This is a genomic window from Halobacteriovorax sp. HFRX-2_2 (genome assembly GCF_043196705.1).
Lineage (GTDB): Bacteria > Bdellovibrionota > Bacteriovoracia > Bacteriovoracales > Bacteriovoracaceae > Halobacteriovorax_A.
On the sequence record NZ_JBEBMT010000003.1, the window covers coordinates 229,874 to 241,555 of the forward strand.

General features: G+C 37.6%; 8 protein-coding genes. 2 read left to right on the forward strand and 6 right to left on the reverse strand.

Going from position 1 to position 11,682, the window contains the following annotated elements:
• Positions 1-35 precede the first annotated feature (35 nt).
• From ABMA79_RS11635 to lexA, 3 genes are all read right to left on the reverse strand, one after another.
• On the reverse strand, positions 36-782 hold the full coding sequence (locus ABMA79_RS11635; RefSeq protein ID WP_392860557.1) for a trypsin-like serine peptidase: 747 nt from the start codon (positions 780-782) through the stop codon (positions 36-38).
• A 91-nt stretch (positions 783-873) separates the two neighbouring features.
• Positions 874-2,982, reverse strand: coding sequence for an AMP-binding protein (locus tag ABMA79_RS11640; protein ID WP_393092714.1), 2,109 nt, complete (start codon positions 2,980-2,982; stop codon positions 874-876).
• On the reverse strand, positions 2,975-3,634 hold the full coding sequence (gene lexA / locus ABMA79_RS11645; protein WP_392860559.1) for a transcriptional repressor LexA: 660 nt from the start codon (positions 3,632-3,634) through the stop codon (positions 2,975-2,977). Before lexA ends, ABMA79_RS11640 begins: the two co-directional genes overlap by 8 nt.
• 176 nt (positions 3,635-3,810) lie before the next feature.
• Here lexA and ABMA79_RS11650 point away from each other — a divergent pair, with 176 nt between their 5' ends.
• Positions 3,811-4,554, forward strand: coding sequence for a hypothetical protein (locus ABMA79_RS11650; RefSeq protein WP_393092717.1), 744 nt, complete (start codon positions 3,811-3,813; stop codon positions 4,552-4,554).
• Between the two features lie 38 nt (positions 4,555-4,592).
• Here the strand turns inward: ABMA79_RS11650 and ABMA79_RS11655 are convergent, their stop codons facing one another.
• Genes ABMA79_RS11655 through ABMA79_RS11665 form a run of 3 tightly spaced genes read right to left on the reverse strand, consistent with a single transcriptional unit; the run spans position 4,593 to position 10,378 of the window.
• Complete coding sequence (locus ABMA79_RS11655) at positions 4,593-8,612, reverse strand: hypothetical protein (protein WP_393092720.1); 4,020 nt, start codon at positions 8,610-8,612, stop codon at positions 4,593-4,595.
• A 55-nt stretch (positions 8,613-8,667) separates the two neighbouring features.
• Positions 8,668-9,423: an N-acetylmuramoyl-L-alanine amidase gene (locus ABMA79_RS11660; protein WP_392908582.1), complete on the reverse strand. Its 756-nt coding sequence runs from the start codon at positions 9,421-9,423 to the stop codon at positions 8,668-8,670.
• Between the two features lie 25 nt (positions 9,424-9,448).
• Positions 9,449-10,378 carry a class I SAM-dependent methyltransferase gene (locus tag ABMA79_RS11665; RefSeq protein ID WP_393092723.1) on the reverse strand — a complete coding sequence of 310 codons (930 nt, stop codon included), beginning with the start codon at positions 10,376-10,378 and terminating at the stop codon, positions 9,449-9,451.
• A gap of 183 nt (positions 10,379-10,561) precedes the next feature.
• On the opposite strand from ABMA79_RS11665, the gene ABMA79_RS11670 reads away from it, so the two are divergent.
• Positions 10,562-11,494: a hypothetical protein gene (locus tag ABMA79_RS11670; RefSeq protein WP_393092726.1), complete on the forward strand. Its 933-nt coding sequence runs from the start codon at positions 10,562-10,564 to the stop codon at positions 11,492-11,494.
• Positions 11,495-11,682: the final 188 nt, after the last annotated feature.

Below are 11,682 nucleotides of genomic sequence, written 5' to 3' on the forward strand. Positions count from 1 at the left end.
ACCCTTTTCGATATAGTAAATATTAAGTGTTTAATCTATTCACTTGCAAGGCAGTTTTCAACTGCTGCTTTAAATTCTGGGTGTAGTTGAAGTACCGTTCCAGCATTTGCATTAGATTCGTTACTTCCGTAACAACCACCATGAGAGTGTACACCAACAATTTCACCAGTGTTTAAGTCAAGGATACTTGAACCTGAGTTTCCACCCATTGTATCAACTCTGTGGTTTAAAATTGCAGGCCTATGGCTTCCATAATAGTCACCACCAATTTCAGTTAATGGACCAATATTATTTTGTTGAGCAAATTTTCTTTCAAACTCATTGTCATTTCCGTAACCAGTGATTGAAAGAAGTGTACCTTCAGCTGGAGCTTCTTTTGCAATAGGGTAGAAGCCTTGTGCTTGACCTGGAAGAAGTCCAGTTGTTTTGTGTGGTTTAATTTTAAATACGGCCCAGTCATCACCTTGGCCATTGCTCTTATATTTGATTGTCGCTTTGTCAGCTTGATAGATATCTTTTGGATCAGGGTGTGCAATACCTCTTCTTGTTGAAGGAGGTGTATTGAATTCAATAACATTGAATGTAGCGGCACAGTGACCTACTGAGATTGCACATGAGTTTGATACTAATGTAACTGTACAACCGGCCTTATCTCTTGCTCTTTCTAGAGAGCGTCCTACTTTTGGATCACTTGATGGTACGCGCTCATCCATTCCACAAATTGTCTTATCCATGGCAAAAATTGAGAATGGCAATAATGCGCTAATGATTAGTTTTTTCACTCTTCTCTCCTTAGTTCGTGAAGAAATATAGTAGGGCCTTGGAGAGTAAACGACAAATATGTATTTGAGTTAGTAAGAAGTTGTTAGAAAGTTAAGATTTGAATATTTTTTTAAGAAGATTTAAATAATTTTCTTCATTCATGAAATGTATATTGTGTGAAGCATTCTCTACGATGTAGCTCTGGAAATCGACGTGATCAGATGCAATATAGGCATCGCAATACGTTTGGTACTTCTTGTCTAATTCTCCACATAGGTAATGATAAAAGGTTCCTTGTGGCAATTCGTTCAAGTCTCTTAGATCTCTTTGATTGGCTACAGAAAGCATTTGCGAGACTTGAGACCAGCTCTCAACATATTTAACAAAATCAAATTCTTTTTGCTTTAACATTTTAGGTGCACGAGGTGAGAGCTTGATATTTTTAAAGACACCTTGGTCATACCATTTGTCAAAGAATGTTTCGGCCTGTGCATCTTTAAACAAATTTGAATCATGTTGTAGACGTTTTTGTCGTTCTTCTTGGTTGCCTGTAAAACCTGGTGCTCCCGATTCATTAACAAAGTTCTTTATGGCCTTGGTATTTGCCAATTCCTTGTCACGTAGGATTTCATTGAAAAGGCGGCCAGACATTGAATACGTAATGAAGTGGATCTTTTTATCTGTCTTCTTATCAATTTCTACGATTGAAGAGATTAATCTTTCTTTAAAGACATCAAGAGATCTTAGCTTTTGATTCTTTCCATGTCCCGGAAGATCGATATAAATGAGTAAGTAGTCATTGGCCAAGTGCTTTGTTGCTTCTTCTAATTCAAGAGAATTTCCCATGAAGCCGTGACTAATAAAGATAATATCTCCATGAGGATTACCCTGGGCACTTATATAGATATCTTCATTAAATTGCATGAAAAGCATATTCATGAGTAACTTTATTTTTTCTCGGCCGATCTTAACACCGACTTGCAGCTCTTTTAGGTCATGGGCCTTGTATAGCAAGTGAGGCCTTTCAAATGAGATGAGCTCATCCTCTAGAATACTTTGGGCCTGTGCAAGAGAGTGATCATCGCAGAAGGTGAGAGCAATAAGGTTTTCATACTTATCATTCTTAATTGGGGCGATATAAGCATTGCTGAAATGCCTTGATAATTTCTCTTCAATAATTTCTGGATTTATATTTTCCGCGGCCTTTTGAAAAACAAAATCACTTCGGCCCAAGATTGTGTAATTGCCATCATCATCAAGTTTTATAAGATCATTGGTAATGTACTTTTGATTGAAGTCATCACCGTGTAAGTATCCAATAGCGATACTCTTACCTTCTAAGATACACTTTGAATCGATAATACTTACGTTACCATCCATTGGCCTACCACATGTGCTAAGGAGTTTGTTATCTCTAGTAAAGGGCGTTGCTAGAAATTGTGCACAACTTTCACTGGCGCCAAAAGAGTTTGAGAGATTGATACCAGAACTTGTGGCCTTTTGGATAAGAGCGCTAGAAACCTTAGAACCACCAAGAACAACTCCTTTTAGTTGACTCATTCTTTTGATCATTTTTTCAGATTCCATGAGCCTTGCAAGTTGCAGTTGAACGAGTGAGCAAATTGTGATTTGTGAGTTATTTATGAGGTCATTTTCGAGTTGGCCTGCATCGACAATTGTTAAAGAGCTTCCCGCCACTAGGCTTCGCCATGCAATCATGATCCCACCAATATGAAAGAGTGGGAGGGATAAGGCCCAGTTGTCTTGTTGAATAATTTGATAGTGATTAACAGTTGCTCTTGCACTATTTAAAAGTGACTCTAGGCTTAGTTTTACGCCTTTAGGTCTACCTGTAGAGCCCGAGGTGTAGATGACACTTGCACATGAGTTGAGTCCCTCTATACCGGAAAATTTGGCCTTGGCCAGGCCCTCTAAATCATAGTCGGATGCAGAGGACTCAAGTCTTCTGTGATCAACTAGAATTGGTGTTAGTCCATTCTCAATTAAACTAAAGTAATTAACGAGAAAAGAGATATTGTCATCTGGCAGCCATGAAAGAACTTTAAAATTTGAGGCATCGTTAGATTTCTTAGACTCTTTAGACATTTTTGAAATCTCTTGGCGTAGTTCTTCGTATGTGAGAACACATCTGCCATCTTGATAGATAAATGGCCCACTCGCATCTTTAATAAGCTTAGAAATAAAACCAGATTTATTCATAACTGCGCATTAGCCCAACAACCACGCCTGCTATACGGAAGTCATTAGCTTCTGTAATGACAAAAGGTGAGAGGCGATCATTTGCTGGATGGAGCTCAACTGAGTTCTTCTTTTTAAAGAAATTTTTAACAGTTGCTTCATTATCAACAAGGGCAATAACTGTTTGTCCTTGATTAGCATTTTCTTGGGCACGACAAACAAGGATATCTCCTTCGTGGATACCATCGTTAATCATTGAGTCTCCCTGTACGTTTAGGGCAAAGTACTTACCAGGACGGGATACCATGTGATTTGGCACAAGAGTGTGCTCACTTGGATTCTCAATGGCCTCAATAGGGTTTCCGGCCGCTACGTCTCCTAAAAGTGGGACTTCACTAAAGTGCGCATTTGAATTCGTCATTGCCGACAGCTGCTGATCAAGATCTTGTGATGAAAGCTGTTCTTCGTCTAAAATCTTAATTCCACGGCGAGCATTCCAATCGACCTCAATTTTTCCGGCCTCTTGAAGATAGTGCATATATTTATTTACGGATCCGAAAGACTTTAGTCCGAAGTGTTCCTTAATCTCTTTCTGAGTAGGAGCATAACCTTCTGCCTGAAAGTAATTCTTTATATAGAGATAAACTTGGTTTTGTTTCTTTGTTAATGCCATATCAATATGTTATGCGTAAGATTTGCGTAAGTCAATATAAGTTTTATTCACATTACTTGTGAATATTTTTCACGGTTTTTGTGAAAAAATCTTACAATCAAAATTCATCCCTTTCTGCAATTGACGTAGGGCCTTGAAATAGCTACTTATAGGTCATCAAATTTAAGGGAGGGTTCATGAAATCGTTTACATGTTTAAGTCGTTTGGCAGTTATCGCTACATTACTATTTAGTACGAATGCATTCTCTCTAGATGCTGGAGCGCTGAATAAAGCAAAGTTCGAAAAACTCGATACAAGAGATCAAGAGCAGTATCTTGAAATCGTTGATCGTGAAGTAACTGAAGTTTATCCTCGTTATGATCTAGTTTATAACAAGCTAGTTAATGAGAAGAGTAGCGCAGGACTTGGTGAAGTCTTTATGACAGTTGATAAAATCTTGGCCCTAGGGCAAAAGATTTGGAAAATTGTCGATGCAGGAAAGCCTGTTAGCAGCACTAAATTTACAAAGCCAATTAGTATCATCCCAAATATGGATGATGTTAATGGAACATTCTCTTCAATGTCTCACTGGAGAGCACCTATCGTTCGCTCATTTAAAGTTGCTTACCGCAATGGATTTGGATCAGAAGTTATCTCATTCGTTTACACTGTTGTTTTTCAATACGGTGGAAAGTTTGAAGGGAAGGGCTCTTATATCACAGGGCTTTTTGTAAGCGCTAGTAACGTAAGTGTTTCTTGGGGATTCAATTTCTCAGCTTCAAGTGAGATTATGTCGATTGCAAACCAAGGAAGCATGGATTCACCAGTAGCTTCAGCAGTAGTTAATATCAACTACAAAGCTTCATCAGTTCTAAAATCAATTGATGAAACGGATATCTTCTACGTAAATGGTGATGGCCTACTACAAAGAATGAATTAAGAATTAAAATAGAAAAGGCTTCCATTGGAAGCCTTTTTTTATAACTTGTTTGCCTCTTTCAAAGCATCCGTTAACATTGATTTAAATCGATCAAGTCTTTCTTCTTGCTGATTCTTATGCTTCTTAGATGATGCCGCTTCTGCACTTAAATTACGTCCTTCAATTGCAGGAGCAATAATCTCTCTAATCATATACTCTCGAGCACGAACGCCTGTTCTTGTTCTTGTGATTTTAGACCACTTAAAATCCTTCTTATCGATGATATTAAAGAGATCTCCCGCATTGATCGTAAACTCTCTAAAGAAACCTCGTAAACCTCGAGAGCGTTTCTTCATACGGTTAAGTTCAGTTTGAACAAGAGCATAGGAGAGTTGGTCTCCAAATGATCCGTCGCTTGTATCTTTCGTTAATGCATTTGCTAGAAGCTTTCTTAGATTTGGATCTTCGGCAATATTATCGATTGCTCCTTCTTCAACTTTCTTGAGGATATACTCTTTTAGTTCACGTCCCTCACGTGTTCTCATAATATCCGTTAATAGACGGTTGTTAGTGATGTCATCTATTTTATCTAGCACAAGATTATCTGGGCCATTATAAGTGGCCAGCTCTTTTTTAAAGACTTGGTTTAGGTTCATACCTAATTGGGAAGTGATAAGATTTTCTAACATCTCACTTTCCATGAGGGCCTGTGTGTTCTGGGCAGTCGTTGAGCTTGGGTTATCAAGACTATGTCTTTGCATGGCAATGGTTGTATTGTGAATTGCTTGATCACAGATTGCCGTATTATTATCACATGAATACTTAAGTGTTGATCCAACTAACTCAAGTGTTGAAATGAGTTGGGCATTAGGCATTCCGTCACTAGAACCTTCCTCTTTAAAACCTGTCTCTTGCGACTTTGCTGGAATTGTTAAAAGAATATCCATGACCTTGCCAAGTTGATCTGGGTTCTGATCACCATAGACTTGAACAAAGCGGCCCTTCACTTCTTCCTTGGCCTGCTCTTCAAGTTTAGTCACACACGTATTCATATTCTCTGTGGCCTCTTCAAGACTAGGCTTATTTGGCCTTTCAATACATCTTTCAAATTCACGGTAAGCTTGAGATTTTGTGAAATCTTCTAAAGTCTCATTTGGGTTTGCAAATTTATTAAGATCAGTAAGTAGTGTTCTTGCAATTGTCTTGGCAATATTTCCGATCTCACCACTTAGGCAATCCTTAGCGTTTTCTTGTGCCTTCACATCGTCTTCGACTGAATCAAGACACTTCATTAAATTTCTTGAAGATGACTCTGTTAGTGCTTTCACCTTATTTGGCTCGCCATTAAAGAGAGGTACAATCGTTTCTTCGATTATTTTTGGTGCAAGAGAGCGGTATGCATCTTTTACCGTAACTGACATACAGACACTTGCTGCCTGTGTTGCATTAACTTCATCATTACTTTCTTTTTCCTTGAGGGTCTGATCAAGACAAGAGTTTAGTTGTGTACTGATCTTATTCTTAGCATCTTCGAATTGTTCTTTCGTGAATTTAGATTTAAAGTCCTCTAAAGTTTTATCTATAGCACCTGGAGCGACACGCTTAATTAGAAGTGGCGTCAGTGTATCAACATTACTATCAAGATTTTCTGGGCCGCTATTATTAATATGATTTTCAATAAATCGATTAAGAGAGCTTAATTCAGTTGCCGGCAAGTTAAAATCTTTTACTTGTCCATGGGCCATCTCTTTTGCAATTAGGCCAATAACATTTCTTTGGGTTTTGAATGTACAAGATGAGATCGTCTCATTCATATTTTCTTGATAAGAGCTTAGCTTAGTATGCTTAGCTAAATCATTTTCAAGACATGACTTCATACCGTTTTGAACTCGTCTAAGCTCTTGTGAGGAGATTGCAGAGTTAACAACGCTATCAGCGATTCCTTTATCACTTGTGGCCTTATAAATACTATCTTTTAAGATCGAACCAGATAGGGAAGTGATCGCTCCTGTTAAACACTGGTTTATAAGATTCTCATTTACATCTTTTGTTAGGTCACGATAAATCTCTCGCTTAGCATGTTCGATGCAAACCTCGTAATCTTTTATAATTCTTTGTGAAAGCTGAGCTCTTTTTTCTTCATCGATACCAAGAGAGTCAAATTGTTTATCAAATTCGATGGCCAGTATAGACTTGGCCGCTTGTGCTGTTGCCATGGCCGTAATAAAGGCAGAGCACTCATTTCCATCAGTTGTCTTCTTAGCACTCATACATGCCGGAAGATGCTTGGTCTTAATCTCTTCAATTAAAAGATTCTTCTCATCTTGTGATAAGCTCTCTGATATTTTTGGGTTTGTTAAGATGGCAATCTCAACAACATCATAAGTGGCACTTACTTTTAAGCTATCAATACATTCACCAATAGTTTTCGTAAATTGCTCGGTACTCATTTTAGCAAGAACCAAATACTCTTGAGGTGTTTGTCCTTTTGAGTTAACAATTGGAGCATAGCTACAGTTATTCGATTTTCTTAAGATATCTCCAACGATAGCATTATTCTCAGATCTTCCTGTATATGCCTTTATAGCATCATTAACACGTCCTGCACGTGTGCGATGATAACTTTCAAGGATACCTGTATAAACACAGCCTTTAACAACAGAAGTCGTATCGATGACTTTTTCAAACTTATTGAAGTTCTCATTCACACACTTCATATAAGCATTCGTTGATTTTGACTTTAGCGTCGGTAATCCATCTTCTGGTGTGAAGTTAAGTCCAATTTGTTTCTCTAATTCTTTTTCTCCAATTGAAAGAGCGATATTATTGGTGAATACATTTGAGCACTCAATTACTTGATCCTTACGAACTGCTTTTTCTAAGCACTTATCAAGGTCTTTAAGATAGGGCTCAACGAATGCCTGCTTCTCTTGGGCACTGCTAAATGTTTTCATATCGTCTAATAAGAGATTTACGACTTCTTTTGAGTATGCACTTGCTAGATTTCTAATCTTATCAAAATTTCCAATATCTTGATTATTGATATCATCAAAGATTTCTTTAATTCTAGCATCACTTAAGTTCTGAGAAATGGCACCAATATTCTTGAAAGTCGTATAGAGGAATTCTTCTTTATCAAATGGATTTATGCTACCAAAGAAATTGAAAACGCCAATGGCCCCTCTTTCGATGACACCCATGGTTTTATCGCCAAAGTCTGCTTCTTCAATATTTGAATAACTTAGTTTGGCCTGGAGAGACTTACGGTGACATTCTTTTTCTAGCTCGCGAAATTCATTAGTAAGCTGCTCTCTTTCTTTTGCGATTGATGTTCTTTCGTATCCATTTAATTTTGAGATAATTTCATTTAATTGCTCATTAAGCTCAATTGCAGGTGTGATAAGATTAGCAATACACTCCGAGGCATTATGACAAACCACTAGAGCAGAGTCTTCACTATAAGCTGTATCTTCAAGTGTTGACACAAAATCTGATTCAAGTTGGTACTTCTCTTGTAATTCACTTATTGGGATAAATTTACCATCACTGGAAACAACTCCAGCGAGAAGCTCTTCTTTTGTATTCGATTCACTCTTACAGATAATAGGTGCAGCGCTGGCCGTTTTAGAGAGCCTAAGCTTTGCAATATCACTTGCTAGGTGAGTTGCCCTTATCTGCGCAGTTCTATTTGCTGATTTTATTATACAGCTAGATAGCTTTTCATTTGTATGATGCTTTGTTGGAAAGTAGGCAATAGGCACATCAAGTTTTAAACTCTTATGCTTAGCATCTCTTTGACTATATCTTGCTGCTGGGACTTTGTAGCTAATACTATCGTTATGACAAGAAACGAAGTAACTAGTTAGTTGTAGCGCTCGCGGGTTAGCGACTCGAGTACAGCTTTGCTCATAGATAATAGTGTTACGATCTAGAATGGTAGCACTGCATATCGGTTGGGCCGTTTGTGCTGTTGCTTGAATATTGCCACGCTTTAACACACAGGCCGACAGCTCGTCTGAAGCGTAGACTTGAACGGATGCTGCGATGAATATGAATAAAGTAACAATAAAACGACACATTTCATTGATCTTTTCGGAATATTCTTTTTAATACTTGAGGAAAATGTTGAGGTATTTAGAATAAATTTGGGCCAGAGATCGAATCTAAGTAGCTAATAATTCCCTTGGCCGAATACTTTGCATAGAGATGGTGGAACCAATCATCAAGAACGAGGGATGCTTCACTAGAATTTGTTAAAAATCCTGCCTCTAGTAAGATGGAAGGTCTTTTGGAAAGGGCCAAAACATAGAATAGGCCGGGCTTTAGTCCTCGGTCTTTCATTTTGTAATTCTTTGTTAAAAGCTTACCAAGTTGATCATGGACTTGTGTCCCAAGCTTCTTCGATTCTGGTGCAACTCGCTCAACCACAAGGTCTGTAAGGATATTATTGATAATGACCTGCTTGCCTTCAAGATCGCGGTTTTCAACAGCTTCAATCTTTGCAATGGCCGCATCTTGGTGATTATTTAAGTAGTAGGTTTCAAAGCCACTTGAGCTACTATCTTCGGCCGCATTTAGGTGAATCGAGATGAAGATATCGGCCTTGATAATATCGGCCATGTCAGCTCTTTTTTGTAGTGAAACAGTTTTATCAATTGTTCTTGTTAGGTAGGCACGATGCCTTTTAGTTTGATTGATATATTTCTTAAGCTTTAGAGCAATTTTTAAAGCGACATCTTTTTCGCAAATAATATTTAATTTCTTCTTTCTCCATACTTTTGCCTTGGCACCACAGTCCTCTCCACCGTGACCTGGGTCAATGAGGACAGTCGCTGAAAACGTCTGCGTTGTAAGTATTATGGAACAAAGAAGAAGTAAGTTTTTAATCATGTATAGTTATTATATGGATAACGTTCTAGCTGTGCAAATGGATTTTATAAAGCTTGTGTATCTTTTGGTCATGAAAGTCTTCGGGGATGCTCCATCTCGTCATATCCTTGACTTCAAAGCTTTGTTGAACACTCTCGCTGAGCTTGAAGCTACGTAAATTATTTGAAAAATAAAGGACTCCACCATCATTTAATAGTTTTGAACAATGCTCAACTAACATTTCATGATCTTTTTGTACGTCAAAAACTACATCCATTTTCTTAGACTTAGACATAGAAGGTGGATCGAGGATGATGACATCATATTTCTTTTCTTGTTTTTGTGCTTCATCATTTAAATACTTCAAAACATCTTCCCTGATGAAAGAGTTTTTATTGATATCTAATTCGTTTAATTTGAAATTCTCTTTTGCCCAGTCGAGGTAGGTATTAGACATATCAACACTTGTAACCGTGGCCCCAGCATAAGCGCTTGCAACTGATAGGCTACCTGTATAACAAAAAAGGTTTAAAACGCTCTTTCCTGAAAACTTCTCTTTCGCAAGAAGTTGCCTTAGTGGCCTGTGGTCGAGGAAAAGCCCAGTATCGATATACTTATTTAAAAGAAGTTTGAATTTTAGTTCACCTTCTTGAGAAACAAGCGGAGTTTCTCCTTTAGATTTTTCATATTGAAAGTCTTGTCCTTGAACCTTTCTTTCTTTAATAAAGATATTCTCTTCATTTAATTGGGTGTGTTCCTTGATTGCCTCAATTAAGAGGGGAAGGTGGTTCTTGTCAGCATCAATCTTATCAATACTTCGCTTATAGATAACACAATAGTGCCCGTGAATATCAACGATAAAAGGGAAGTCTGGGATATCTCGATCATAGAGTCGAAATGAATCGATATTATTTCTCTTGGCCCATTTCTTCTTATGTCGATAAAGCTTTTTGATACGGCCGTTAATTGCGCTCATGAGAGATCCTTTATGAATTTTAAGCAACTGATATCACAACGATTATGCTTAAATTTTAATATTTTACAAGTACCCGATTAAAGTATTCGGTTAAGTTTTCCGTTAAGTATGACGATATTACGAAAGCTTATCAATTTTAACATATATATAATTGATTCACATTTTTTTCGTGAGGAGAGTTTAATGAAATTTATGGGAAGAAGTATGCTTGCGCTTTATGCGTTTGTAGCAATTTCTGGAAGTACTTATGCAAGTATCTTTACTTTTGGCGAGCTATTATTAAAGCCTGTCTCTATCAAATCTAAAATTGTAAAAGAAGGCGTTTCTGGTGGCTCTATCACTAGTTTAAAAGACTCTATTCACAATAGTGTTGCTTCTCTTTCACATGGCCATGTAAGCCTAAGTGATGGCCTTGCTGCTGTTAAAGCAGATGCAACAAAAGAAGATGCAGCAAAGATTGGCCGTATCCAGGCGGCGTTAAAAATGAATCATGACTCTGTAACGGGACAAGAATTCAAAGATATCGTTAACGACCTTGCTTATATCGCTTCTGTCTATGGAGAAGATTCAAGTAAGCTTCTTAATTGTTCTTATTGTAAGTCTGATCAATTAGCTAGTCTTGGTTTTAAGTCAAATATTACAGTTATTGCTGATCCTAGTTTGAAAAGACTAGTGTCTCGACTTCCAAAAAGTTCAACAGCGATTAGTCGCTATATTAGTAAAATGAGCCGAAAGGGGAATGCGAAAGATATTTCTCGCTACCTCGATTCTGGTGATCGTAAAACACTTGCTCTATTTTTTAGCTTCAATGATCGTGGTGCTAAGAAAGAATATAAGCAATTCTATGAGGCCGTGGCCAAGTACAATTCTGATAAGGGTGGCAATGTGACTTTTGCAGGCCCTACAGCGAAAGGTACTTTTTGGAAAATTATCGACGGTAAATTTTCTCCTCAAAGAGCTGCAAAACTTGCTAAGGCAATTAATGAAGCGGCCAAGAAGCCTGTCTCTAAAAGAGAAGATGAGTTTTATAAGCAACTTTACAAAATCAGCGACAAAACTCCTGAGACGGCAAATAGTATTGAAGAGCTAAAAGCTAAAAAGTGTTTTTTCAAATAATTAATTTAAATAATAAAAGATAAAGGTATAGCGTATGAGTGATACTAATAAAAAATTTAAAGATCTTTATTTGCCAGTTCTCGGAACTGTTGCAATTGGGACTGCAGCTTTCTTTGGGGTTTCTCAATTAAAGCATGGCGATTATCGAAACCCATCTTCAGATGGAAATTTTAAAACGGCCTATGACC

Coding starts and splice junctions, on each gene's coding strand:
- ABMA79_RS11665 (WP_393092723.1), bottom strand. CDS start 10,378: ATGAGCGCAATTAACGGCCGTATCAAAAAGCTTTATCGACATAAGAAG.
- ABMA79_RS11655 (WP_393092720.1), bottom strand. CDS start 8,612: ATGTGTCGTTTTATTGTTACTTTATTCATATTCATCGCAGCATCCGTT.
- lexA (WP_392860559.1), bottom strand. CDS start 3,634: ATGGCATTAACAAAGAAACAAAACCAAGTTTATCTCTATATAAAGAAT.
- ABMA79_RS11670 (WP_393092726.1), top strand. CDS start 10,562: ATGAAATTTATGGGAAGAAGTATGCTTGCGCTTTATGCGTTTGTAGCA.
- ABMA79_RS11650 (WP_393092717.1), top strand. CDS start 3,811: ATGAAATCGTTTACATGTTTAAGTCGTTTGGCAGTTATCGCTACATTA.
- ABMA79_RS11640 (WP_393092714.1), bottom strand. CDS start 2,982: ATGAATAAATCTGGTTTTATTTCTAAGCTTATTAAAGATGCGAGTGGG.
- ABMA79_RS11660 (WP_392908582.1), bottom strand. CDS start 9,423: ATGATTAAAAACTTACTTCTTCTTTGTTCCATAATACTTACAACGCAG.